General features: G+C 66.2%; 25 protein-coding genes. 19 read left to right on the forward strand and 6 right to left on the reverse strand.

Annotation, left to right across the window (positions count from 1 at the left end):
- Positions 1-972: a Bug family tripartite tricarboxylate transporter substrate binding protein gene (locus E8L99_RS14195; RefSeq protein ID WP_137100152.1), complete on the reverse strand. Its 972-nt coding sequence runs from the start codon at positions 970-972 to the stop codon at positions 1-3.
- 177 nt (positions 973-1,149) lie between these two features.
- Here E8L99_RS14195 and E8L99_RS14200 point away from each other — a divergent pair, with 177 nt between their 5' ends.
- The 3 genes from E8L99_RS14200 (at position 1,150) to E8L99_RS14210 (ending at position 4,240) form a co-directional block, all read left to right on the forward strand.
- A complete protein-coding gene (locus tag E8L99_RS14200; RefSeq protein ID WP_137100153.1) occupies positions 1,150-1,917 on the forward strand; it encodes an AAA family ATPase in 768 nt (255 codons plus the stop codon).
- 122 nt (positions 1,918-2,039) lie between these two features.
- Positions 2,040-3,071, forward strand: a complete 1,032-nt coding sequence (locus E8L99_RS14205) for an amino acid ABC transporter substrate-binding protein (RefSeq protein WP_137100154.1) — start codon at positions 2,040-2,042, stop codon at positions 3,069-3,071.
- A 128-nt stretch (positions 3,072-3,199) separates the two neighbouring features.
- Positions 3,200-4,240 carry an amino acid ABC transporter substrate-binding protein gene (locus E8L99_RS14210; RefSeq protein ID WP_137100155.1) on the forward strand — a complete coding sequence of 347 codons (1,041 nt, stop codon included), beginning with the start codon at positions 3,200-3,202 and terminating at the stop codon, positions 4,238-4,240.
- Between the two features lie 4 nt (positions 4,241-4,244).
- Here E8L99_RS14210 and E8L99_RS14215 read toward each other — a convergent pair whose 3' ends face one another.
- From E8L99_RS14215 to hemB, 5 genes are all read right to left on the reverse strand, one after another.
- On the reverse strand, positions 4,245-4,874 hold the full coding sequence (locus E8L99_RS14215; RefSeq protein WP_210421814.1) for a DsbA family protein: 630 nt from the start codon (positions 4,872-4,874) through the stop codon (positions 4,245-4,247).
- 30 nt (positions 4,875-4,904) lie between these two features.
- Positions 4,905-5,654 carry an arginyltransferase gene (locus tag E8L99_RS14220; protein ID WP_137100157.1) on the reverse strand — a complete coding sequence of 250 codons (750 nt, stop codon included), beginning with the start codon at positions 5,652-5,654 and terminating at the stop codon, positions 4,905-4,907.
- 93 nt (positions 5,655-5,747) lie between these two features.
- On the reverse strand, positions 5,748-6,974 hold the full coding sequence (locus E8L99_RS14225) for a threonine ammonia-lyase (protein ID WP_137100158.1): 1,227 nt from the start codon (positions 6,972-6,974) through the stop codon (positions 5,748-5,750).
- Complete coding sequence (locus tag E8L99_RS14230) at positions 6,971-8,308, reverse strand: branched-chain amino acid ABC transporter permease (RefSeq protein ID WP_137100159.1); 1,338 nt, start codon at positions 8,306-8,308, stop codon at positions 6,971-6,973. The genes E8L99_RS14225 and E8L99_RS14230 overlap by 4 nt, the downstream gene beginning before the upstream one ends.
- A gap of 9 nt (positions 8,309-8,317) precedes the next feature.
- Positions 8,318-9,367, reverse strand: a complete 1,050-nt coding sequence (hemB, locus tag E8L99_RS14235; protein WP_137100160.1) for a porphobilinogen synthase — start codon at positions 9,365-9,367, stop codon at positions 8,318-8,320.
- Positions 9,368-9,561: 194 nt separating this feature from the next.
- Here hemB and E8L99_RS14240 point away from each other — a divergent pair, with 194 nt between their 5' ends.
- The 16 genes from E8L99_RS14240 to thiL all read left to right on the forward strand — a co-directional run bounded on the left by E8L99_RS14240 (position 9,562) and on the right by thiL (position 23,050).
- Complete coding sequence (locus tag E8L99_RS14240; protein WP_137100161.1) at positions 9,562-10,701, forward strand: acyl-CoA dehydrogenase family protein; 1,140 nt, start codon at positions 9,562-9,564, stop codon at positions 10,699-10,701.
- 11 nt (positions 10,702-10,712) lie between these two features.
- Positions 10,713-11,792, forward strand: coding sequence for an enoyl-CoA hydratase/isomerase family protein (locus E8L99_RS14245; RefSeq protein ID WP_137100162.1), 1,080 nt, complete (start codon positions 10,713-10,715; stop codon positions 11,790-11,792).
- Entirely contained in the window at positions 11,789-12,262 is a 474-nt protein-coding gene (locus E8L99_RS14250) for a DUF6163 family protein (RefSeq protein ID WP_137100163.1), read from the forward strand. The genes E8L99_RS14245 and E8L99_RS14250 overlap by 4 nt, the downstream gene beginning before the upstream one ends.
- Positions 12,263-12,312: 50 nt before the next feature.
- The gene (mmsB, locus tag E8L99_RS14255) at positions 12,313-13,200 is read left to right on the forward strand and encodes a 3-hydroxyisobutyrate dehydrogenase (RefSeq protein WP_137100164.1); all 888 of its coding nucleotides are present in this window, start codon (positions 12,313-12,315) and stop codon (positions 13,198-13,200) included.
- 422 nt (positions 13,201-13,622) lie between these two features.
- Positions 13,623-14,153: a transcriptional regulator LdtR gene (gene ldtR, locus E8L99_RS14260; RefSeq protein WP_137100165.1), complete on the forward strand. Its 531-nt coding sequence runs from the start codon at positions 13,623-13,625 to the stop codon at positions 14,151-14,153.
- 10 nt (positions 14,154-14,163) lie between these two features.
- On the forward strand, positions 14,164-14,298 hold the full coding sequence (locus E8L99_RS24050) for a hypothetical protein (RefSeq protein ID WP_256371369.1): 135 nt from the start codon (positions 14,164-14,166) through the stop codon (positions 14,296-14,298).
- 196 nt (positions 14,299-14,494) lie between these two features.
- Positions 14,495-15,307 carry a hypothetical protein gene (locus tag E8L99_RS14265; protein ID WP_137100166.1) on the forward strand — a complete coding sequence of 271 codons (813 nt, stop codon included), beginning with the start codon at positions 14,495-14,497 and terminating at the stop codon, positions 15,305-15,307.
- Positions 15,308-15,525: 218 nt separating this feature from the next.
- The gene (locus tag E8L99_RS14270) at positions 15,526-16,785 is read left to right on the forward strand and encodes a L,D-transpeptidase family protein (protein WP_252511114.1); all 1,260 of its coding nucleotides are present in this window, start codon (positions 15,526-15,528) and stop codon (positions 16,783-16,785) included.
- 89 nt (positions 16,786-16,874) lie between these two features.
- Positions 16,875-17,078, forward strand: coding sequence for a DUF6898 family protein (locus tag E8L99_RS14275; RefSeq protein ID WP_137100167.1), 204 nt, complete (start codon positions 16,875-16,877; stop codon positions 17,076-17,078).
- A gap of 151 nt (positions 17,079-17,229) precedes the next feature.
- On the forward strand, positions 17,230-18,537 hold the full coding sequence (gene glyA, locus E8L99_RS14280; RefSeq protein ID WP_137100168.1) for a serine hydroxymethyltransferase: 1,308 nt from the start codon (positions 17,230-17,232) through the stop codon (positions 18,535-18,537).
- Between the two features lie 15 nt (positions 18,538-18,552).
- Complete coding sequence (nrdR, locus tag E8L99_RS14285; RefSeq protein ID WP_137100169.1) at positions 18,553-19,035, forward strand: transcriptional regulator NrdR; 483 nt, start codon at positions 18,553-18,555, stop codon at positions 19,033-19,035.
- A 4-nt stretch (positions 19,036-19,039) separates the two neighbouring features.
- Complete coding sequence (ribD, locus tag E8L99_RS14290; protein ID WP_252511115.1) at positions 19,040-20,131, forward strand: bifunctional diaminohydroxyphosphoribosylaminopyrimidine deaminase/5-amino-6-(5-phosphoribosylamino)uracil reductase RibD; 1,092 nt, start codon at positions 19,040-19,042, stop codon at positions 20,129-20,131.
- 11 nt (positions 20,132-20,142) lie between these two features.
- Complete coding sequence (locus tag E8L99_RS14295; RefSeq protein WP_137100170.1) at positions 20,143-20,757, forward strand: riboflavin synthase; 615 nt, start codon at positions 20,143-20,145, stop codon at positions 20,755-20,757.
- A gap of 31 nt (positions 20,758-20,788) precedes the next feature.
- A complete protein-coding gene (gene ribH / locus E8L99_RS14300; protein ID WP_137100171.1) occupies positions 20,789-21,274 on the forward strand; it encodes a 6,7-dimethyl-8-ribityllumazine synthase in 486 nt (161 codons plus the stop codon).
- The gene (gene nusB, locus E8L99_RS14305; RefSeq protein WP_137100172.1) at positions 21,274-21,804 is read left to right on the forward strand and encodes a transcription antitermination factor NusB; all 531 of its coding nucleotides are present in this window, start codon (positions 21,274-21,276) and stop codon (positions 21,802-21,804) included. The genes ribH and nusB overlap by 1 nt, the downstream gene beginning before the upstream one ends.
- Positions 21,805-22,054: 250 nt before the next feature.
- Positions 22,055-23,050 (forward strand): thiamine-phosphate kinase, encoded by a 996-nt coding sequence (thiL, locus tag E8L99_RS14310; protein ID WP_137100173.1) that lies wholly within the window; start codon positions 22,055-22,057, stop codon positions 23,048-23,050.
- Positions 23,051-23,298 lie beyond the last annotated feature (248 nt).

Genomic DNA, 23,298 nt, shown 5'->3' on the forward strand with positions numbered 1-23,298 from the left:
CTAGTCCGCCAGTTCGATCCGCGCGGCCTTGACCACCGCGCGGAAGCTCTCGATCTGGGCGGCCAGATAGCGCCCCGTCTCATCCGCCGACGCATCCGCAATGGCAGTGGTGCCGGCGTTCGCGAGCTTGGTCCTGAGCGCGTCGGTCGCAAGGGCCGCGCGGGCGATGCGCCCGATCTGCTCGATCCGCTCCGGCGGTGTCGCCCTGGGCGCCAGAAGCATGTTCCAGGTGGCCAGTTCGACGCCGGCAAGGCCAGCTTCGGCGAAGGTCGGCACATCCGGCAGGGCGGCGTGGCGCGCGGTCGAGCCGACAGCGAGTGCCAGCACGCGGCCGCCCTGGATCAGCGATGCGGCCGAGGCCACGCTCTCGATGGTGAAGGCCACTTCCCCCGTCAGCACGGCCTGCATGGCCGGCCCGCCGCCCCGATAGGGGATGTGGACGATGTCCTTGAGACCCGCCTTCAGCTTGAACACCTCGCCCGCCAGATGGGTGATCGAACCGGCGCCGGCCGAGGCATAGCTGTGCCGACCGGGTTCCAGGCGCAGTCTGGCAAGCAACTGATCGAGCGTCGTCGCACCGAAGGCCGGCGATGTCACCAGCACCAGCGGGGTCGTCCCGATCATGGTGACGGGGGCGAAATCGGCGACGGCATCGAAGGAGAGATGACGCGCAACCGCCGGGTTGACGCCATGGGTCGAGGCGGAGGCAACCAGCAGGACATGGCCGTCCGGTTCGGAGCGGATGACGGCTTCCGATGCGACCTGGCCATTGGCGCCGGCGCGGTTCTCAACCACCACATTCTGCCCGAGTAAGGGGCCCATCGCCTCGGCGAGCAGGCGCGCGGCGACATCGGTCGATCCGCCGGGGGCGAACGGCACGATCAGGCGGAGCGGGCGGTCGGGAAAGGCGAAAGCCGGACGCGCGAGCGCACCCGATGCGAGCAGAACGGCAAGGGCGCGGCGCGACAGCACGGAGGGTCTCCACAATGCAAAGGGAATGACCGGACCTCTAGTGCGGGTCTGTGACGGGCCGGCGACGGGGAAAGCGGTGCCGGCTGCCTGAGGCGTGGCCGCCACCGCTGCCGGTTGCCGAAGGGCGGTTCGTTCGGCTAGACAAGCGATGGGACAGGAGACGACAACGGATTTGCGATGGCCCGCCAGCGCCGCCCTCTTCGCCTGCCGCCGCCCTTCCTCAAGCGTGTCAGTCTCGTCCCCGAGCGGGTGACCGACTGGGATGCCTATCCCTTCTGCATCCCGCTGTTCCGCGATCGCAGCTTCGAGTTTGCCTTCGAGCGCCCGATCACGATCATCGTCGGCGAAAACGGCACCGGCAAATCGACCCTGCTGGAGGCCTTCGCGGCTCTCGCCAATTTCGACGAGGCGGGCGGTGGCAGCGGCTACCGGCTTGTCGACCATTCCAAGGCCATCGATACGAGCGGCACGGCACTCGCACCCATGCTGCGGGCCTCCTGGCTGCCGCGCATGACCAGCGGCTGGTTCTTCAAGGCGGAAACGTTCTTCTCGGTCGCCCGCAGCCTGGATGAGGCTGCTCTTGAGCCCATGAGCGGTCCGCCACCCGACTTCCTCTCCCATTCCCATGGCGAGGGCTTCCTGCGCTTCTTCGAGGAGCGCTGCCGGCGCCAGGGCGTCTATATTTTCGACGAGCCGGAAAGCGCGCTCTCGCCATCCCGCCAGATGGAATTCATGAAACTGATGCGCCGGATGGAGGAATCGAACCTCTGCCAGGTGGTGATTGCCACCCATTCGCCGATGCTGATGGCCTATCCCGGCGCGCAATTGCTGGAGATCACCAAATATGGGGTCGAGCCGACCGAGCTTGAGCTCATTCCGCACTATCGGCTGATGCGCGAGTTCTTCCAGGACCCAAGCGGCTTCCTCGACGCGTTTCTCGACTGATCCGGCCACCGTCCGGGCGCATCACGGGATAACCTCGACCGAGGCCTTCCCGAACGGTGCCAAGTCCGCTTGAATGCTCAGCCTCAGGCCGCCATGAAGAGCGGCCCCGCAGGAGAGCGTCCATGATATCGTTGAAATCGGTCTCGGCGGCAGCCATCGCCTTGATCGTCGGCGCGGGCGCGGCCCTCGCCCAGACATCCGCCCAGTCGACGCTCGCCCGCATCAAGGAGCGCGGCCATATCCTCTGCGGATCGAGCCAGGGCGTGCCCGGCTTCTCGCAGCCGGACAATGCCGGCGTCTGGCGCGGCTTCGATACCGATTTCTGTCGGGCGCTCGCCGCCGCCATCTTCGACGATCCCGACAAGGCGCGCTATCTGCCGCTCGCCTCAAAGGACCGGCTGATCGCGCTGCAGGGCGGCAATATCGACGTGCTCTCGCGCACCACCACCTGGTCGATCGGCCGCGAACTCGGCCAGGGCCTCGCCTTCACCGCCATCAATTATTACGACGGCCAGGGCTTTCTGGTGCGCAAGTCCGCCAATCTCAAGTCGGTGCGCGAGCTGAACGGCGCCACGATCTGCGTCTCGCAGGGCACCACCAACGAGCTCAATCTCGCCGACTATTTCCGCACCAACGGGCTGACCTACCAGGTCGTCACCTTCGGCAGCCTCGACGAGGTGTCCAAGGCCTATGACACCGGCCGCTGCGATGCCTACACCACCGACATGTCGCAGCTGGCCACCAATCGTCTGCTGCTGACGAAACCCGACGACCACATGGTCTTGCCGGAAGTGATCTCCAAGGAGCCACTGGGACCCTGGGTGCGCAAGGGCGACCCGCAATGGTTCGACATCGTCCGCTGGACGCTGTTCGCCATGATCGGCGCCGAGGAACTGGGTGTCACCCAGGCCAATCTCCCGGACATGCTGAAAAGCACCAATCCCGAGATCAAGCGGCTGCTCGGCGTCGACGGCAATTTCGGCGAGCAATTGGGCCTCACCCGCGACTGGGCGGCGCGCATCATCCGCCATGTCGGCAATTACGGCGAGAGTTTCGACCGCAATCTCGGCGCCGGCAGCCGCGTCGGCCTGCCGCGCGGGCCGAATGCGCTCTGGAATGCCGGCGGCCTCCAATATTCGCCACCGTTCCGGTGAATGTGCCGGCTTGCCGGATGTGCCGCAATTCGGGGCAATCGACGCCAAAAACTGAGGCTTAAGCCGACCCCGCGCCCGTGGTGAACTTGTCCCGTTCGGCCTGCTGGCCACAGAGAAGGGGACGATCCATGACATTGGCGAAATCCGCATCCACCGCCTGCGCGGCGGTGCTGCTGATCCTGGCTGGCGGCGTCGCCTCGGCCCAAACGCCCAGCAGTCAGAACACGCTGGCCCGCATCAAGGAGCGCGGCGTGCTGGAATGCGGCACCAATCAGGGCGTGCCGGGCTTTTCCATGCCCGACAGCCAGGGCCGCTGGACCGGCTTCGACGTCGAATTCTGCCGCGGGCTGGCCGCAGCCATTTTTGACGATCCGAACAAGGTGCGCTTCAGCCCGCTCTCGTCCAAGGACCGCTTCGTCGCCCTGCAATCGAGCCAGATCGACGTTCTGGCGCGCCAGACCACCTGGACCATCAGCCGCGAGATCAGCCAGGGCCTGTCGTTCACGGCCATCAATTACTACGACGGCCAGGGTTTCCTGGTGCGCAAGTCGCTCGGCGTGAAATCGGCGCTGGAATTTGCTGGCGCCACCGTCTGCGTGCCGCAGGGCACCACCAGCGAACTCAATGCCGCCGACTATTTCCGCACCAACAATATCCGCTACCAGATGGTCGCCTTCGCCACCGTCGACGAGGTGATCAAGGCCTATGAGAGCGGCCGCTGCGACACCTACACCACCGACATGTCGGCGCTCGCCGGTTCGCGCTTCCTCATGCAGAACCCCGACGACCACATGATCCTGCCGGAGGTCATCTCCAAGGAGCCGCTGGGCCCATGGGTGCGCAAGGCCGATCCACAATGGTTCGACATCGTCCGCTGGACCCTGTTCGCCATGCTCTCGGCGGAGGAACTGGGCGTCACCCAGGCCAATGTCCAGGAGATGCTGAAAAGCGCCAATCCCGAGATCAAGCGGCTGCTCGGCGTCGACAGCAATTATGGCGAGACGCTGGGGCTGACGCGCGACTGGGCGTTCCGCATCATCAAGCACATGGGCAATTACGGCGAGAGCTTCGAGCGCAATCTTGGGAGCGGCAGCCGCATCGGCCTGCCGCGCGGCCCAAACCGGATGTGGAACGCCGGCGGTCTGCAATATTCGCCGCCGTTCCGCTGAGAGCTCAGGCGGCCTTCAGCGCCGCGATCAGCGGTTCGGCGTCTCCGAACAGGGCATTCGCCGGCAGAAGCTGGCGACCGCCCTGGCCGGTGACGATCACCGCCGGCACGCCGTTGACGCGGAAGGCTGCCATCAGCTGCCCCGCCTTGGCCATGCGGGCCTGGTTCTCCGCGATCAGCTCGCCATCCGGCGCGGCAAGCCTTGCCGCCGCCGCATCGAGGCCGAGACCTTGGAGAACAGCGGCAGCGCCGGCCTCGGTGACGATATTGCCGCCCTCGACATAGCGGGCCTTCTGGAGGGCCGTGAGCGCCTCCCATTCCCGCTCCGGCGCGGTCAGCCGCACCGCGGTCAGCGCCAGCGTCGCCGGGCCTGAATCGAACCGGCCGCCGGCCGCCAGCACCTGGTCGCGATAGGCTTCGGAAAAGGGCTGGCCGCTCAGCTTCGCGATCCGCTGGTCGTTCGACCAGGCATAGGCGGCAAAGCCCTCGTCCATGGGCCGCGCGCCATGGCCGGAAAACAGCCCGGTCGGGCTCAGCTCGACGGCAAGGCCGGGTTCGGCGGCGAGCCTGCGCATCATCGGGGCGGCGCCATAGCACCAGCCGCAGAGCGGATCGAACAGATAGGTCAGAGCAATATCGGCCATGGTGGTTCCCGGCGGGTTGGTTCACCCGTCATAGGAGACCCAGCCCTCGGGCTGCAGGCGCTCCTGCGGCAGGAAGCGCGCCTTGTAGTCCATCTTGGGCGAGCCCTGAACCCAATAGCCGAGATAGACGAAGGGAAGTCCCATCATCTTTGCGCGAGCGATGTGGTCGAGGATGACCAGCGTGCCGAGCGAGCGCTCCGCCTCGCCGGGCTCGAAGAACGAATAGACCAGCGACAACCCGTCGGAGAGGATGTCGGTGAGAACGCAGGCGACCAGTTCGCCCTTCGACTTGCCGGTGACGGAGGTGTTGATGTCGCGCCGGCGATATTCCACCAGCCGCGTCTTCACGTGTGAGTCCTCCACCATCATCGCGTAGTCGAGCACGGTCATGTCGGCCATGCCGCCGGCGCGGTGGCGCCAGTCCAGATAGGCGCGGAAGGTCGAATATTGTTCGGAGGTCGGCACGGCCATCCGCATCTCGCCGACCAGATCGGCATTGCGCCGCATCACTCGTCGGTAGGAGCGGCTCAGCCGGAACGTGTCCACCGGCACGCGCACCGACACGCAGGCCCGGCAATTCTCGCAGGCCGGGCGGTAGGCGATCGACTGCGAACGCCGGAATCCGCCCTGGGTCAGCACATCGTTGAGGTCAGGTGCCTTGGGCCCGACCAGATGGGTGAACACCTTCCGCTCGAACTGGCCCGGCAGATAGGGACAGGTCGTCGGCGCGGTCAGGTAGAATTGCGGTGTGTCGCGCGGCTGCTGGGTCAAGGTCCGCTTCTGCCGTGAATCGATCGCGGCGGCGGGCGCGACCTACGACAGCGAGGATAACCGAGCAGGACCCGCCGGCAAAGGCCTGACGCGTCAGGCGAGGTCCCCGCCACCAGCAATAATCTTCGCCATCGGCAGCCCTTCGGCCGCGAACGCCGTCATGATCTCGCGGACATGCTCGCTGTCGCGGGTCTCAACCGTCACGTCGAGCTTGGCGCCCTTGGCCGGCGTGTCGAGGAACAGCCTGCGGTGCTCCACCTCCAGCACATTGGCGCCCAGTCGACCGAGCAGCGTCGCGACCTTGCCCAGCATGCCCGGACGGTCGGGGATGGAGATGCGGAACGAGGCGATGCGGTCCTCACGCTCCAGTTCGCGCACCATGATGGCGGCGAGGATGCGCGGGTCGATATTGCCGCCGCACAGGATCAGGCCGACCTTGCGGCCGCGGAACCGCTCGGGCTCGGCGAGCAGCGCGGCAAGGCCGGCCGCGCCAGCGCCTTCGGCAATGGTCTTCTGGCGGGTGAGATAAAGGTTGACCGCGCGTTCCAGCAGCGTTTCGCCGACCAGCACCACATCGGACACGAGCTCGCGGACGATCGGCAGGGTCGAGCGACCGACGATCTTGACCGCGATGCCCTCGGCCAGCGTCGGGCCGCCGATCGGGCGCGTCTCGCCCTTCAGCGCATTGCGCATGGAGGGATAGAGCTCGGCCTCCACGCCGACGATCTCGATGGCCGGGCGGATCGTCTTGGCGGCAATGGCATTGCCGGAGATCAGCCCGCCGCCGCCGATCGGGATCACCAGACAGTCGAGATCGGGAACGTCCTCCAGCATTTCGCAGGCGATCGAGCCCTGGCCGGTGATCACCGCCTCGTCGTCATAGGGATGGACCCAGACCAGCCCCTCGGCAATCTGGATCTCCTCGGCGCGGGCCTGGGCTTCCGCCACGGTCTCGCCGTCCAGCACGACGCGCGCGCCGTGGGCACGGGTCGCGGCCACTTTCACGTAGGGCGTCGTCTCCGGCATCACGATGGTGGCGGCAATGCCGAGCCGGGCGGCGTGGAGCGCGACCGCCTGGGCATGGTTGCCGGCCGACATGGCGATGACGCCGCGTTTGCGGTCGACCTCGCCCAGGCTCGTCAGCTTCACCAGCCCGCCGCGCTCCTTGAAGGAATTGGTCGCCTGCATGTTCTCGTATTTCACAAAGACATCGGCGCCGGTGATGGCGGACAGGCCCTGCGCCGGCAGCATCGGGGTGCGCACCACCCGCCCCGCAAGGATCTTCCGGGCGGCCTCGATATCGGCGAATGAAACGGTCAAACCGGCCTCCGGTCGGGAGAGAACAGCCCCTGCGGGCGGATCACGATGATGAGGACGAGCGCGGAGAAGACCGCGACATCGCGCCACTGGATCGGCAGATAACCCGACCAGAGCGTTTCCGCGAGCCCCAGGGCGATGCCGCCCAGCAATGCGCCGGGCAGCGAGCCGATGCCCCCGAGGATCGCAGCGGTCAGCGCCTTCAGTCCGAACACCGTCCCAAGCGCGAAATGGGCCGAGCCGAAATGCAGCGCATGGGCCGTGCCGGCAAGGCCGGCAGCGGCGCCCGCCAGCGCGAAGGTGAGGGCGACCAGCCGGCCGGCATCGATGCCGGACAATGCCGCCATGCCGGGATCGTCTGCAAAGGCGCGCCAGGCGCGGCCGAACCGGCTGAACCGCATCACCAGAAGCAGGGAGATTGCGGCGAGAGATGCCAGCGCGAACACGGCCAACTGGTTCGCAGTCACCGTCGTGACGAACTCGCCAGCCCGCATCAGCGGGATCGGCTCGGAGCCCACCGGCGGCGCCCAGCGTGCGCTGGATCCATGGATGATCCGCAGGCCCTCCGACAGCGCGACCGCCAGCCCGATGGTGGCGACCAGCACGGTCTGGCCGCTCCGTCCGCCGCTGGCGCCGAGCAGCGGGGTTATCAGGCCGCGCGCGACGGCAAGGCCGAAGCAGGCGGCGGTCAGGCTTCCGAGAAGGGTTGCGAGTGCCAACCCGAGGGGCAATCCGAGCGCGGCGGATGTGGCGGCCACCATGCCCAGCGCCGCATAGGCACCGGCAACCGCGATCTCGCCGAAGGCCAGGTTGATCCGGCCGAGCAGGCCATAGACGAGGGCATAGGCTGAGGCGAGCAGGCCATAAAGCGCTGCCGGTACCAGGCCGTTGGCCACTTGCTGCGCGCCATAGGCGACGGCCATCGGCACGCGCGCGATGGTTTGAGCCTGCCGCTGCCGCGAGGCCTCCGCCAGCGCTGCTGCATCGCCCAGCCACCAGCGCTGGATGATTGTCCGCTTCACCTCGCTGACAGGCCCGGCATCGGTCAGGAGCGCCGCAAGCTCGAAACGGCCGGCATCATTGCCACCGCCGGCGAATTGGCAGACGAGATAGCGAACCTGCTGCAAACGGCCGGGTTCTCGGGCGAGATAGTCGATCCTGACGGTGAAGGGCACGCCCTCGACCGGCATCTGCCGCGTCTCGCGCAGCGCCGTGCCCTCGGGATGCAGCGCCGGCAGCACGTCCCGGCAGATCCTGAGGTGATCGGGTTCGATTGTCGTGGCGCAGCCGGCCAGCATCAGGCAGAGCCCGATGAGACCGGCGCCAAGGCGCCACATGCCCGGGCCTCAGCGGCGAGCGGTCAGGATTTCGGCCACCCGCGGCGCGAAATAGGTCAGCACGCCATCGCAGCCGGCGCGCTTGAAGCACATCAGGCTTTCCAGCATGGCGCGCTCGCCGTCGATCGCGCCGGCGCGAGCCGCCATCTCGATCATCGCGTACTCGCCGGACACCTGGTAGGCGAAGGTCGGCAGGCCGAAGGTCGCCTTCACCCGGTGGCAGACGTCGAGATAGGGCAGGCCGGGCTTCACCATCACCATGTCGGCGCCTTCCGCGATGTCGATCTCGACCTCGCGGATCGCCTCGTCGGTATTGGCCGGATCCATCTGGTAGGTGCGCTTGTCGCCGATCAGCGTCGCCTTCGTTCCGATCGCATCGCGGAACGGCCCGTAGAAGGCCGAGGCATATTTCGCCGCATAGCTCATGATCTGGGTGTCGGTCAGGCCGGCATTGTCCAGCGTCTCGCGGATCGCGGCGATCCGCCCGTCCATCATATCGGAGGGCGCGATACAGTCGGCACCGGCTTCCGCCAGGGCCAGCGCCTGCCGGCACAGGATCGCCACCGTCGGATCGTTGAGGATGCGCCCGTCCTCCGACATCACGCCGTCATGGCCATGGGAGGTGTAGGGATCGAGCGCCGCATCGGTGATGAGGCCGATCTCCGGCACGGCCGCCTTGATGGCGCGCACTGCGCGGCACATCAGGTTATGGGCGTTTTCCGCCTCCGATCCCACCGGATCGCGCAACGCGGGGTCGACATAGGGGAAGGGCGCCAGCGCCGGAATGCCAAGACGGGCGGCGCGCTCGGCCTCGCGCACGGCCTCGTCGATGGAAAGGCGATCGACGCCGGGCATGGTCGACACCGGTGTGCGGGCCTGCGAACTGTCGATCAGGAACAGGGGCCAGATCAGGTCGTCGACGGTCAGCGTGTTCTCGCGCACCATCCGCCGCGACCAGTCGGTCTTGCGGTTGCGCCGCATGCGGGTGGTCAGCGGCAAGGGCTCGGACTGGCTCACCTGGGGGGCCGGTGGGTTGCCGCGGAGTGCACGGATCGTCATGGGAAAGACCCCCTCAGTCGACAGCCCGCTCAGTCTTCGAGGACACCTGCGGGACGAGCCCTGCTTATCATTCTGGAATTGTTCCGAACAGCCTCCGGATGCCAAGCCTGCTGTGCAGGCCGTCGCACTCTGTCGGCCGGCCGAATTGACCACTGCCGCCGGGGTCTCCTAAGCCAGATGAGGAGGATTCAATAATGGATTTCGCGCTGACCGAGGAGCAGGAAGCCTTCCAGGGTGTTGCCCGCGACTTCGCGGAGTCCGAGATGGCGCCCTTCGCCCGCGACTGGGACGCCGGCTCTGTCTTTCCAGAGGAGACGCTGCGCAAGGCGGCAGCCCTCGGCTTTGGCGGCATCTATGTGAAGGAGGATGTCGGCGGCTCGGGCCTGACCCGTCTCGACGCCGCCGTGATCTTCGAGGAACTGGCCAAGGGCTGCGTTTCCACCACGGCCTATATCTCGATCCACAACATGGCCGCCTGGATGATCGACACCTATGGCCACGAGGATCTGCGCCGGCGCTATCTGCCCGACCTCTGCACGATGAAGACCTTTTCCAGCTATTGCCTGACCGAGGCTGGAGCGGGATCGGATGCGGCCTCGCTGCGCACCCGCGCGGTCAAGGATGGCAATTCCTATGTGATCAATGGCGCCAAGGCCTTCATTTCGGGCGGCGGCCGGTCCGACGTCTATGTCGTGATGGCACGCACCGGCGGGGAGGGCGCCAAGGGCGTCTCCTGCTTCGTCGTCGACAAGGACACGCCGGGCCTCTCATTCGGCGCGCAGGAGAAGAAGCTCGGCTGGAAGAGCCAGCCGACCGCCGTGGTCGACTTCGACAATGTCCGCGTGCCCGCCGAGAACCTGGTGGGCGAGGAAGGCCAAGGCTTCCGCATCGCCATGGCCGGCCTCGACGGCGGCCGGCTCAACATCGCGGCCTGTTCGCTCGGCGGCGCGCAGTTCTGTCTCGACCGCACGGTTGCCTACATGACCGACCGCAAGCAGTTCGGCTCTGCCCTCAAGGATTTCCAGGCCCTGCGCTTCCGCATCGCCGATTATGCGACCGAACTGGAAGCCGCCCGCCTGATGGTGCGCCGCGCCGCTGTCGCCGTCGGCGCCAAGGAGCCGCGCGCCACGACACTCGCCGCCATGGCCAAGCGCTTCGCCACCGATATCGGCTTCGAGGTGGTCAATGGCTGCCTGCAACTGCACGGCGGCTACGGCTATCTGAACGACCATCCGATCGAACGTGTGCTGCGCGACGTCCGCGTGCACCAGATTCTCGAAGGCACCAACGAGATCATGCGCGTCATAGTCTCGCGCGATGTTCTCGGCGCGTGATATCAGGCCCCATGACATCACCTGACGCTCTCCCCCCCGAAGTCCTGCTGGAACGCCGCGGCTCGTGCGGTCTCATCACGCTGAACCGCCCGCAGGCGCTGAACGCGCTGACGCTGACCATGGTGCGCGCCATGCGCCCGGCCCTCGAGGCCTGGGCGATCGATCCGGCGGTCACTCGCGTCGTCATCATCGGCGCCGGCGGCAAGGCCTTCTGCGCCGGCGGCGACATTCGCGTGCTGCATGATCTGGGCAAGGCGGGCCGCCAGGACGAGGCTTTGACCTTCTGGCGCGAGGAATATGAGCTCAACTGCCTGATCAAGCGCTACCCGAAGCCCTATATCGCTCTCATCGACGGCATCGTCATGGGCGGCGGCGTCGGTGTCTCGATCCATGGCAGCCATGTGGTCGCCGGCGAGAAATTCGCCTTCGCCATGCCGGAAGTCGGTATCGGCTTCTTCCCTGATGTTGGCGGCACCTATTTCCTGCCGCGCGTGCCGGGTGAGGTCGGCGCCTATATGGCGCTGACCGGCGCCCGCATGAACCAGGGCGATGCGCTGGCAAGCGGCCTTGCCACCCATGCACTGGCTTCATCGCGCTTTGCCGAACTGCTCGATGCGCTTTGCCGGCCGGATGCGGTGGATTCCACGCTCGAGGCCTTCGCCGATGTGTCCGTCGTGCCGCCGTCGGTCACCGCGCAGCGCCAGGGCATCGATGCCTCCTTCGCGGCAAGCCGGGTCGAGGACGTCCTTGCAGCGCTCGACCGGGCAGGGGCCACCAGCGAATGGGCGGCGAAGACCGCTGCCACCATCCGCACCAAATCGCCAACCTCGCTCAAGCTGGCGCTCGCCCAGGTGCGGCGCGGCAAGGGGATGAGCTTTGAAGATGCGATGATCACCGAATTCCGCATCGTCTCGCGCATCTGCCATGGCGATGACTTCTATGAGGGCGTGCGGGCCGTCATCATCGACAAGGACAACAAGCCGAACTGGCACCCGGCCGACCTGGCCGACGTGTCCGATGCGGCGATCGACGCGCATTTCGCGCCGCTTGGACCTGACGAACTGATGCCGCCCGCGAGGCGCACCCGGTGAGCATCACCAAACAGCGCCTGTCGAGCGACGCGCCGATCCAGGCGGAGCCAGAACACCGGCTCGACTGGAGCAAGATCCTGACCGTGTTCCTGCGGACGCTGGCGATCCTCAGCCTTGTCCGCGGCCTGTCCAACTGGGCGACGATCTGCGGACTATGGTCGGGTGCGGAGACCAGCGGCTTCGAGGATCTTGCTCCGGCGCATCAGGCGACAATCGTCTTCTTCGCCGTCATCGAGCTGGTGGCGGGTGTCGGCCTCTGGCTCACCTCCGCGTGGGGCGGCGTTGTCTGGCTGCTGGCCGCGCTTGTCTCGCTCACCATCGACGCATCCGCCTGGTTCGGCGTGCCGGGCTGGGTGAACATTGCGGCCAGGCCGCATCTGGCCACTCTCGCCGACCTGGCTCTGATGGCCTTCTATCTGGTCGCAGCGGGTGCCGCGGCGCGACAGTCCGACGATCCGGACGACGAATAGGGGGCCGGCAAACAGGCCCGACGAGACCAAGGTTCAGGGAGAAGACAGACATGAGCACGATCGCCTTCATCGGTCTTGGCAATATGGGCGGTCCGATGGCCGCCAATCTGATCAAGGCCGGCCACCGCGTCATCGGCACGGATCTCGCCGAGGCGGCGCTTGCCCGTCACGAGGCCGCCGGCGGCGTGCGCGGCGCCTCGATCGCGGCCGCAGTCAGCGAAGCCGATGTCGTCGTCACCATGCTGCCATCGGGCCGCGAGGTCATGGCGCTCTATGGCGGCGATGCCGGCATCATCGCCAAGGCAAAGGCCGGCGCCCTGCTGATCGACTCTTCCACCATCGACGTCGATACCGCTCGCGCGGTGGCCAAGCTCGCTGCAGCCCGGGGTCTCGCCATGCTTGATGGCCCGGTCTCGGGTGGCGTCGGCGGCGCCTCGGCCGGCACGCTTACCTTCATGTGCGGCGGCGAGGACGCAACCTTCGAGCGGGCCAGGCCTTATCTCGAGGCCATGGGCAAGACGATTGTCCATGCCGGCGGGCCCGGCAACGGCCAGGCGGCCAAGATCTGCAACAACATGATCCTCGGCATCACGATGATCGCCACCTCCGAGGCCTTCGTGCTGGCCGAGAAGCTCGGCCTCGAGGCCCAGAAGCTGTTCGACATCGCCTCGAAGTCCTCGGGACAATCCTGGTCGCTCACCACCTATTGCCCTGTGCCGGGCCCGGTGCCGACCAGCCCGGCCAATCGCGACTATCAGGCGGGCTTCACCGCCGCGATGATGCTGAAGGACCTGAAGCTTGCCCAGGCTGCGGCAAGCTCGGCGGGAGCGGTGACGCCGCTTGGCGCCGAAGCCGCGGCCCTCTACGGCCTCTATGCTGCTCAAGGCGAGGCCGGCACCGACTTTTCCGGGATTGTGAACTTCCTGCGCGGCACGTGAGCCGGACCGCTTTCCCCTGCGTCAGCGGTTTTCGAAATCACTGCCCTTGGGAGATGCTCAACGCTTCATGAACAGCGTCGGAGCAATTCTCCCAAGGGCCGGCCGGCGGATGGTTTCCCGATGGTTTCCGGGTGGCCTTAAGAGAAATGTCAAATTGCCGGCAAGGCTTGGCTCCATGCGCATTCTGATCGTGAATCGAATCTTGCGCCGGCCCGGCTAGGTTTATGAAGAGACAACAAGAGATTTGCAAAAGATCAATTCAATATATTGTTTAGCTTGAAGGGGTTAAGCCCTCTTCATCTTGTTTTTTCGGAGCCTCTTAAAACTCGCCGGCTTACCTTGTCATCACAACGAGCGGAGGACAGGGCCGCTCGGCCGAGGGCCAAAAAACGCCCCGGCGCCAACAGGACAAGAGGCGTCTTATGAGCACGAACACCAAGACCCGCGAGATCGCGGCTCCGCCCATTTCCCCCGAGCGCCAGGAGCGCTTCGAACAGATCAGCCCGATCTATCTGGAGTCTCTGACCCTCATCGAGCGGCTGCATCGCCGCCTGCTCGACGTGATCAAGGACGAGTTCGACCGCCGCAATCGTTCCGACATCAATGCGGTCCAGGCGCTGCTCTTGTTCAACATTGGCGATCGCGAGCTGACCGCCGGCGAACTGCGCACCAAGGGCTACTATCTGGGCTCCAACGTCTCGTACAACCTGAAGAAGCTGGTCGAGATGGGCTATCTGTCCCACCAGCGCTCCAGGATCGATCGCCGCTCGGTGCGGATCAGCCTGACCGACAAGGGCCATGAAGTGGCCGACGTCGTGGGCTCGCTCTACGCCAAGCACGTCCGCACCGTCGAACCGGTCGGCGGCGTCTCGCTCGACGACTTCAAGAGCCTGAACAAGGCGCTGCTGCGGCTCGAGCGGTTCTGGACCGACCAGATCCTCTACCGCCTCTAGGACCGTCGCGATGGCTATGCTTCTCGACTGGCCTCTCGCCTTCGCTGGCCTGACGCTTCTGCTGCTTCTTGCCGAGAACGTGATCGGTGTGACGGGCGGTGCCCTGCTCGCCGCCGATCATGGCGCCCGCCGTCAGGACGGCTGACGCTTCCTCTTCCTTCTGCCCGCAGACCTCGACTGACCCGGCCGGACCTGTCCGCGCCGGGTCTTTTTCGTGGTTGGAGCCACGCAAATATTGGTAATAGAATGAAATGAAATACATCGGATATGATGCAAGTCGTTTTGCATTTTAAAATATCGATCTGATTGTTTCGTGCTGACATCATGGGAGATGCTTCCGCATGTGGCCATTTCCGGTCCGGATCATTGACGACACCACCGTCGAGTGGCAGTTGCAGGCCTTCGAGTGGTTGATCAACCGACTTTGCGACGGCGCGGGCATCGCGGGCACCAGCCTTGTGGTTCCGGGGAGGAGCCATTTCATCGCCGACGGTGAGCAAGGGCACGCTTTGGCGCTACGGCTGTTCGAACAGGTCAAGGCCTATGTCCGGGTCGATGACACGACGGTCATCCATCTTCTGCAGCAGCCGGAACGGCGCGGTTCCATCGTCAACGAGCGAACGGCTCTTGTCCACCAAGCGGCCGAACCCCTTGGAACCTGTCTTGCCAATGACGAGGGCGATTGGGAAATCAGTTACGATCCGGCGCTTCTGAGCGACCGAGAAGGTCTGATCGCGACCCTCGCCCACGAGGTCGCCCACGTGCTCGTTCCTATGAGCGACGACCTGCCTGTCGAGCCAGAAGAATATGAGTTCCTCACCGATCTCTGCGTGGCATTCCTCGGATTCGGCGTGTTCTTGTCGAATGGCCGTTCGGAGCGGATAACCGATGGCGAATGGAGTTGGTGGCGCGGCGGCGGCTACTTGCCGATCAACGATTGCCTGATGGCCACGGCGCTGTTTATCGACATCAAGGGAAGTCCCGCCGACCGCGACACGGCGAACAGCTTCCTACAGCCGGCATGGCGGCCCGCCTTCGGCAAGGCGTTCAAGCAGCTTCGGCGATTTGACGGCGAAATCGCGCGGTTGCGCGCCCTCGACAGGCGGCTGACCAAGGAGCGCACGGTCGAAACCTTCGCCGAGATCGACGCTTGATCGCCGTGCTCCTCGCTGTTGCAGATTTCCCGCTCCAGGCCTGATTTCGCCGAGCTCACGCGAATATGCGCGGCCGCCCTGCATCTTTTGCCTTGAGTTGGTCACATTGCCTGCCATACGTGACGCTGAGTAGGCCTGATCGTTGTTCCTTAACGATGTTGGTGTTCAATTCATCCGATATGGCGGGGCTCGCCCCCGCTCCCAGCCGGAGACGCTTCGTGTCGCACCGTCCCTCGCCGCTTTCGGGCGCGCTGTCCCCCGACCGCCGTTCTATCCTTGGCGGTCTCCTGTCGATCGGCGCGATGATGGCGGGTGCCCCCGCGGCCTTCGCGCAGACGCGTGGCGCCATGAGCGCCGAATGGGGCGACAGCTTCGATGCCGGTTCCCGGTCGCGCGCCACCCGCAATCCCTATCCTGTTCTCGGCCCGCACACCGTGCAGGGCCTGGAGCAGGCGATCGGCCAGTACCAGCAGATCGTCGCACGCGGCGGCTGGCAGCCGGTTCCCGCCGGCGAGCGTCTGCGGATCGGCGCCCGGCGTCCGGCCGTGGTGCTGCTGCGCGACCGCCTGATCGCCACCGGCGACCTCGATGCCTCATCCGGCCGCTCCGACATTTTCGACAGTTTCGTCGACACCGCCGTGAAGCGCTTCCAGACCCGCCACGGCATCTCGCCGGATGGCCTCGTCCGGGAATCGACCTATGCCGCGCTGAATGTTCCCGCCGACATGCGCCTGCGCCAGCTCGAGACCAATCTCGTCCGCGTTCGCGCCTATTCGGGCAATCTCGGCAACAAGTTCATCGCCATGAACATCCCGGCCGCCCAGCTTGAGGCGGTCGAGAACGGCCAGGTGGTCTCTCGCCATGTCACGGTGGTCGGCAAGATCGACCGTCAGTCGCCGATCATCTCGACCCGCGTCGAGAACATCAACTTCAACCCCTATTGGACCGTGCCCTCGTCGATCATCCGCAAGGACCTGATCCCGAAGATGCAGGCGGAGCCGGACTATCTGGCCAAGAACCGCATCCGCATCTTCAATGGCCAGGGCCAGGAAGTGACGCCGGAATCCATCAACTGGAATTCCATGGATGCGATGAACTATCGCTTCCGGCAGGACCCCTTCGAAGGCAATTCGATGGGCAATGTCCGCATCAACATCCCGAACCAGCACGCCGTCTACATGCATGACACGCCCTCCAAGGGCCTGTTCGGCGAGGACCAGCGCTTCCATTCCTCGGGCTGCGCGCGCGTCCAGAACGTCCGCGAACTGATCGCCTGGATCCTGCAGGGCACGCAGTGGAACCGCTCCGAGATCGACCGGGTGTTCCGCACCGTCGACCGGGTCGACGCCAAGCCGCTGCAGCCGGTGCCGGTCTATTGGGTCTACATCACCGCCTGGGCCAATCCGGACGGCAATGTCCAGTTCCGCGACGACATCTATCAGCGTGACGGCATGAGCGCGCAGGCCGCCCTGCGCTGACGCGGCGGCGCCCCTCATCGGACGATCAACAAGCCCGGCCTCGCGCCGGGCTTTTTGTTGCTGAACCTCTCTCATGTCATGATGGCGACATGGTCGAATCGCGCGACGCCACGGTCTATTTCGAGCATATCCGGATCGGCCAGGTCGTCCGGGTCGCCGCCGTCTGCGCGCTGACCGGGACCGAGGTCGTGGTGATGGGGCCGGCCAATACCGCGCCGAGCGCGCTGGAGAAACTGGCGCTGCGCAAGCTCAAGCTGCGCATCGAGCGCGACGGCAGCGAACCGCTCCGCTGAATCCTGCCCGGGGCCCAAGCCGGTCACCCCCTAAATATGGTAGCAGGCGCGGTCTGCCGCTTGGACTCGGCACCAGCCCTGTGCTACCGGCAGGGCCACGCCCTGAACCCTGCGCTTCATGCCGAGGCGCCGAGACTTACGGAGTTTCCGGATGTCCTCTTCCGTCGCCCGGTCCAACCAGCCTTTTGATGGCTTCTTCTCGGCCTCGCTCGCCGATGCCGATCCCGTCATCTTCGACGCGATTCAGAAGGAACTCGGTCGCCAGCAGCACGAGATCGAGCTGATCGCGTCTGAGAACATCGTCTCGAAGGCGGTGATGGAGGCTCAGGGCTCCGTCATGACCAACAAGTACGCCGAGGGCTATCCGGGCAAGCGCTACTATGGCGGCTGCCAGTTCGTCGACATCGCCGAGACGGTGGCGATCGAGCGCGCGACCAAGCTGTTCGGCTGCAAGTTCGCCAATGTGCAGCCGAATTCCGGCAGCCAGGCCAACCAGGCGGTGTTCCTGGCGCTGCTCCAGCCGGGCGATACTTTCATGGGTCTCGATCTCGCCGCTGGCGGCCATCTCACCCACGGCTCGCCGGTCAATGTCTCCGGCAAGTGGTTCAAGGTCGCGCCCTATACGGTGCGCCAGGACGACCAGCTGATCGACATGGACGAGGTCGCCCGCATCGCCCGCGAGACCAAGCCGAAGCTGATCGTCGCTGGCGGCTCGGCCTATGCGCGGGCCTGGGATTTCGCCCGCTTCCGCGCGATCGCCGATGAGGTTGGCGCCCTGTTCTTCGTCGACATGGCCCATTTCGCAGGCCTCGTCGCCGGTGGCGCCCACGCCTCGCCCTTCCCGCATGCGCATGTGGCCACCACCACCACGCACAAGACGTTGCGCGGCCCCCGTGGCGGCATGATCCTCACCAATGACGAGGACATCGCCAAGAAGATCAATTCGGCCGTGTTCCCCGGGATGCAGGGCGGCCCGCTCATGCATGTCATCGCGGCCAAGGCGGTGTCATTCGGCGAGGCGCTGCGCCCCGAGTTCAAGACCTATGCCCATGCTGTGGTCGCCAATGCCAAGGCGCTGGCCGAGACGCTGAAGGCGGCGGGCTTCGACCTCGTCACCGGCGGCACCGACAACCACCTCATGCTGGTCGACCTTCGTCCGAAGAACCTGACCGGCAAGGCGTCGGAGGCAGCCCTTGGGCGCGCCTACATCACCTGCAACAAGAACGGCATCCCGTTCGACCCGCAGAAGCCCTTCGTCACCTCGGGCGTGCGCCTCGGTACCCCGGCCGGCACCACCCGCGGTTTCGGCATTGCCGAGTTCAAGCGCATCGGCGAGCTGATCGCCGAGACGCTGGACGGCCTCTCGAAGGCCAATTCCGAGGAGGGCAACGCGGCTGTCGAGGCCGCTGTGCGCGAGAAGGTGAAAGATCTCACCGCCCGCTTCCCGATCTATTCCTGACGAAGGGGGCGAGCGGTGCGCTGCCCCTTCTGCGGCTTCGCCGATACCCAGGTGAAGGACTCGCGTCCGACCGAGGATGGCTCCGCCATCCGCCGCCGGCGCGTCTGCACGGAATGCAACGGCCGCTTCACCACCTTTGAACGCGTTCAGCTGCGGGAACTCGTCCTGGTCAAGCGGTCCGGTCGCCGTGTGCCGTTCGACCGCGACAAGCTGATGCGCTCGATCCAGGTGGCCTTGCGCAAGCGCCCGGTCGACCCTGAGCGCGTCGAGCGGCTGGTCTCCGGCATCGTCCGGCAGCTGGAAGCCTCGGGCGAAAGTGAAATCCCCGCCGAGAATGTTGGTCGCATCGTCATGGAGGCGCTGAAGGCGCTCGACGATGTCGCCTATGTCCGCTTCGCCTCGGTCTATCGCAATTTCCGCGAGGCCAAGGATTTCGAGCAGCTGATCGGCGAAATGGCGGAGGACGGCGAGCCCGAGCCACCGGCCAAGCCCCGTTAGGGCCATGGCCGAGGCGCGCTTCTCGGAAGCCGACCGCCAGTTCATGGACCATGCGCTGCGTCTCGGCCGGCGCAATCTCGGCCGCGTTGCGCCCAATCCGTCGGTCGGCTGCGTTCTGGTGAAAGACGGCGTGATCGTCGGCCGCGGCGTGACCCAGCCCGGCGGCCGGCCCCATGGCGAGACGACCGCCCTTGCCCATGCCGGCGAGGCAGCGCGTGGCGCCACCGCCTATGTGACGCTTGAACCCTGCTCGCATTTCGGCCGGACCGGCCCCTGTTCCGATGCGCTGGCGCGCGCCGGCGTGACGCGCGTCGTCTGCGCCATCGGCGATCCCGATCCCAGAGTGCGGGGCCGCGGCTTCACCATGCTCCGGGCCTACGGGATCACGGTCGATACCGGCCTGTTCGAAGCCGAGTCTGGCCTCGACCATCGCGGCCATTTCAACCGTGTCCGGCTTGGCCGCCCCTTCGTCCAGATGAAGATGGCGCTGTCCGAGGATGGCTTCGTCGCGGGTGAGGGCGGCCGGCGCGTGCAGATCTCTGGTCCACATGCGCAGGCCCAGGTCCACATGATGCGCGCCATGGCGGATGCCATCATGATCGGCGCCGGGACGGCGCTGGCCGACGATCCGGAACTCACCTGCCGCCTGCCGGGCATGGCCGATCGCTCGCCGGTGCGCATCGTCATCGATTCCCAGCTCCGGCTGCCGCTGACCTCGAAACTCGTCCAGACAGCCGCGGATGTGCCGACCTGGGTCCTCTCCACCGTTGGTGCGCCCCCCGAGGCCGAACGCGCGCTCAGGGCCGCTGGCTGCCAGGTCATGCTGGTGCGCCGCCACGCCGACGGACGGCTCGATCTCGGTGAGGCGATGCGGCTCATTGCCGTGCGCGGCATCACCCGCGTGCTTGCTGAAACGGGCCCGGCCCTTGCGGCGGGCCTGATGGATGCCGATCTGGCGGATGAGGTCGTGCTGGTGCGGTCACCGAACACGCTGGGTCACGGCCTTGCCGGTCTCCCAACGCCGCTGAGCCCCCGCTTCCAGCTCGCCGAGACCCGGCCGGCCGGAGCCGATATGTTCGAAACCTACCGACGCTAGAGGAAGAGCCCATGTTCACCGGCATCATCACCGACGTGGGCGAGGTCGTCGCCATCGAGACGCGCGGCTCGGCGCTCAACCTCGCCATCGCCTGTTCCTATCCGGCCGAGAGCCTGCCGCTCGGCGCTTCCGTCTGCCACATGGGCATCTGCCTGACGGTGACATCGCTGAAGCAGAACGCCGACCATACCCTGATCACGGTCGATGCCTCCGGCGAGACGCTGGCGCGCACCACGATCGGCTCGTGGAGCGTCGGGCAGAAGCTCAATCTGGAGCGCTCCCTGCGCATCGGCGACGAGCTCGGCGGCCATATCGTCACCGGCCATGTCGATGGCGTGGCCGAGATCGTTTCACGCGAGGACCGCGACGGCACGGCCTGGTTCGTCTTCCGGGCGCCACGCGAACTTGCCAAGTTCATCGCCGAGAAGGGTTCGGTCGGCCTCGACGGCACCTCGCTCACCGTCAATGGCGTAAAGGGCGACACTTTCACCGTCACCATGATCCCCCACACGCTGGCCGTGACCACCTGGGGCGGTGCCAAGGCCGGCGACCGCATCAATCTCGAGGTCGACATGATGGCCCGCTATTCCGCGCGCCTTGCCGAGGCGAAGGCGGAAGGGTACTAAGCCGCTCCGCATTCAAAGGACCAAGCCCGCCATGGCCGCCCCGCGCTCCGCGCCAGACCTGATCATTCCGACGCATGGCCGCGTGCTGATCGTCGAGGCCCGCTTCTATGACGATCTGGCTGATGCCCTGCTCGAAGGCGCCAAGGCTGCGATCACCGAGGCCGGCGCGACCTATGAGGTGCACACCGTGCCGGGTGCTCTCGAGATCCCCGCGGCCATTGCCATTCTGGTCGATGGTGCGGCTGCCCGCGGCAAGCCGTTCGATGGCGCGGTGGCGCTCGGCTCGGTCATTCGCGGCGAGACCACCCATTACGAGATCGTCTCGATCGAATCCTCCCGCGCGCTGATGGACCTCTCCGTTGCCCGCAAGCTGCCGCTCGGCAACGGCATCCTCACCGTCGAGAACGACGCTCAGGCCTGGGCGCGCGCCAAGCGCTCGGAGATGGACAAGGGCGGTGGCGCCGCCAAGGCCTGCCTCGCCATGATCCGCCTCAAGCGCGCCGCCGAGGCCGTCTGATGGCCGATCGCTCGTCGAAGCCGGATACGGCTGCCAAGTCCGATACCGCCAAGTCCGGCCCCAAACAGGCCAACAAGCGTGGCACCGCCCGGCTCGCGGCCGTCCAGGCGCTCTACCAGATGGACGTCGCCCATACCGACATCAACGATGTCATCGGCTCGTTCCAGACCTTCTGGATGGGCCAGGAAGTCGAGGGCGACACCTATCTGCCCGCCGACCACCAGTTCTTCCGCGACATCATCCAGGGCGTGATGCGCGATCAGACGCGCATTGACCAGTCGGTGGACTTCATTCTGGCCGACGAATGGCCGCTGCGCCGCATCGAGGCCGTGCTGCGGGCCGTGCTGCGCGCTGGCACCTACGAGCTGTTCGAGCGGCTCGACATTCCCGCCAAGGTGATCATCGCCGAATATGTCGACGTGGCCGACGCCTTCGTCGACCGCGAGGAAGTCGGCATGGCCAATGCCGTGCTCGACAAGATCGCCAAGCGTGTTCGCCCGCAGGACATGGGCGAGGCGCCGAAGGCGTGAGCGTCTGACGCTGCATTGTAGCGGGTGGCAAGGATCCCCACCCCAACCCTCCCCGCAAGCGGGGAGGGGGCTCCAGCGACCATGCTGCATATTCGACCTTGGTGATTGCAGGTTGCGGGCAGCTTCCGGGCTTGGCGCCGATGCTCCCTCCCCGCTTGCGGGGAGGGTTGGGGTGGGGCCTTGCCTCTCGAAACAGGCGGCTCTCATCTTCCCTCTCCCGCCGACCGCCGGTTCCAGTCATAGTCGCCCGATGACGCGCCCCTCCGAAGACGATCTCATCGCCCGCTATTTCGCCCCCCTCGCCATCAGTGCCGGTGCGGACGGGCTTAACGACGATGCGGCCGTGGTTCCGCCAGGGGAGGGTGACCTCGTCGTCACCAAGGACATGGTGGTGGCGGGTGTCCACTTCTTCCCGGACGATCCGCCGTCGTCGATCGTCAAGAAGGCCCTCCGGGTCAATCTGTCCGATCTCGCCGCGAAGGGTGCGAAGCCCGCAGGCTTCCTGCTGGGGCTCGGCCTGCCGCCGGATTGGACCGAAGCCTTCCTGGAGGAATCGGCCAGGGGGCTGGCCCAGGACATCGAGGTCTTCGACTGTCCGCTGCTTGGCGGCGATACGGTGAAAATGCCGGGGCCGCTGACGTTGTCGGTGACCGCCTTTGGCTATGCGCCGAGGATCGTCCGGCGGCGGGGCGCCAGACCCGGCGATATCATCGCGGTCACCGGCACGATCGGCGATGGCGCGCTCGGCCTGGCGGTTCGTGCGGCCGAACGCGAGCCTGCCAAGGCACCAGCCTGGGTCGCCGGTCTCGATGACCGTCATCGGGCGCTCCTCGCCCTCCGATACATGTTTCCGATGCCGCGGGTCAGAGCGGCCTCGGCTGTCGCGGCGTTCGCCAGTGCGTCTATGGATGTGTCCGACGGATTGGCTGGTGATCTCGCCAAGCTTCTCAAGGCTTCCGGCGTGGGCGCCACGGCCGCGATCGACGATGTGCCGCTGTCGGAATCGGCCAGGGGAGCTCTCGCGCTCGATCCATCGCTGATCCGCACCGTGCTCACCGGTGGCGACGATTACGAATTGCTGGTGACATGCCCGCCGGACCGGTTTGCCGCCTTCGCGTCCGCCGTGAATGCCGAGGGTCTGGATCTGACCGCGATCGGCCGGATCACAGCGGGCGAGGGCCTCGTCATCTCCGATCGCTCAGGTCAAGCCGTCGATCTTGGCGCCGGGCGATTCCAGCACTTCTGAGCGGCGGAGCAGGGGGCGGGAATCGCGTGTTGGCGATTCGACAGCGACTGCGCCGATTCTCCGGGGGTTCCGCCCCGTCAAAATAGGACAAGATGTGGGACATGTTGTTGTGGGCGTGCCTCTGAGGCAGTTTGCGGCGCGGGCCGTTGTCACGATTCTGCCACACAATCGCCGCCCCGCCTGTGCGCAACGCAGGGCACCTGTGGGTATCCGGTGACCTCCGCAGGGGGACCCGTGCGTCGGCCGAT

The sequence above is a fragment of the Phreatobacter aquaticus genome (assembly GCF_005160265.1).
GTDB lineage: Bacteria > Pseudomonadota > Alphaproteobacteria > Rhizobiales > Phreatobacteraceae > Phreatobacter > Phreatobacter aquaticus.

Bases quoted from the DNA above. Each gene is read 5' to 3' on its own strand.
- E8L99_RS14275 (WP_137100167.1), top strand. From the start codon at position 16,875: ATGGTCGAATCGCGCGACGCCACGGTCTATTTCGAGCATATCCGGATC.
- E8L99_RS14245 (WP_137100162.1), top strand. From the start codon at position 10,713: ATGACATCACCTGACGCTCTCCCCCCCGAAGTCCTGCTGGAACGCCGC.
- E8L99_RS14230 (WP_137100159.1), bottom strand. From the start codon at position 8,308: ATGTGGCGCCTTGGCGCCGGTCTCATCGGGCTCTGCCTGATGCTGGCC.
- hemB (WP_137100160.1), bottom strand. From the start codon at position 9,367: ATGACGATCCGTGCACTCCGCGGCAACCCACCGGCCCCCCAGGTGAGC.
- mmsB (WP_137100164.1), top strand. From the start codon at position 12,313: ATGAGCACGATCGCCTTCATCGGTCTTGGCAATATGGGCGGTCCGATG.
- ribH (WP_137100171.1), top strand. From the start codon at position 20,789: ATGGCCGCCCCGCGCTCCGCGCCAGACCTGATCATTCCGACGCATGGC.
- E8L99_RS14205 (WP_137100154.1), top strand. From the start codon at position 2,040: ATGATATCGTTGAAATCGGTCTCGGCGGCAGCCATCGCCTTGATCGTC.
- glyA (WP_137100168.1), top strand. From the start codon at position 17,230: ATGTCCTCTTCCGTCGCCCGGTCCAACCAGCCTTTTGATGGCTTCTTC.
- E8L99_RS14265 (WP_137100166.1), top strand. From the start codon at position 14,495: ATGTGGCCATTTCCGGTCCGGATCATTGACGACACCACCGTCGAGTGG.
- E8L99_RS14240 (WP_137100161.1), top strand. From the start codon at position 9,562: ATGGATTTCGCGCTGACCGAGGAGCAGGAAGCCTTCCAGGGTGTTGCC.
- nusB (WP_137100172.1), top strand. From the start codon at position 21,274: ATGGCCGATCGCTCGTCGAAGCCGGATACGGCTGCCAAGTCCGATACC.
- E8L99_RS24050 (WP_256371369.1), top strand. From the start codon at position 14,164: ATGGCTATGCTTCTCGACTGGCCTCTCGCCTTCGCTGGCCTGACGCTT.
- thiL (WP_137100173.1), top strand. From the start codon at position 22,055: ATGACGCGCCCCTCCGAAGACGATCTCATCGCCCGCTATTTCGCCCCC.
- E8L99_RS14210 (WP_137100155.1), top strand. From the start codon at position 3,200: ATGACATTGGCGAAATCCGCATCCACCGCCTGCGCGGCGGTGCTGCTG.
- ribD (WP_252511115.1), top strand. From the start codon at position 19,040: ATGGCCGAGGCGCGCTTCTCGGAAGCCGACCGCCAGTTCATGGACCAT.
- ldtR (WP_137100165.1), top strand. From the start codon at position 13,623: ATGAGCACGAACACCAAGACCCGCGAGATCGCGGCTCCGCCCATTTCC.
- E8L99_RS14200 (WP_137100153.1), top strand. From the start codon at position 1,150: ATGGCCCGCCAGCGCCGCCCTCTTCGCCTGCCGCCGCCCTTCCTCAAG.
- E8L99_RS14295 (WP_137100170.1), top strand. From the start codon at position 20,143: ATGTTCACCGGCATCATCACCGACGTGGGCGAGGTCGTCGCCATCGAG.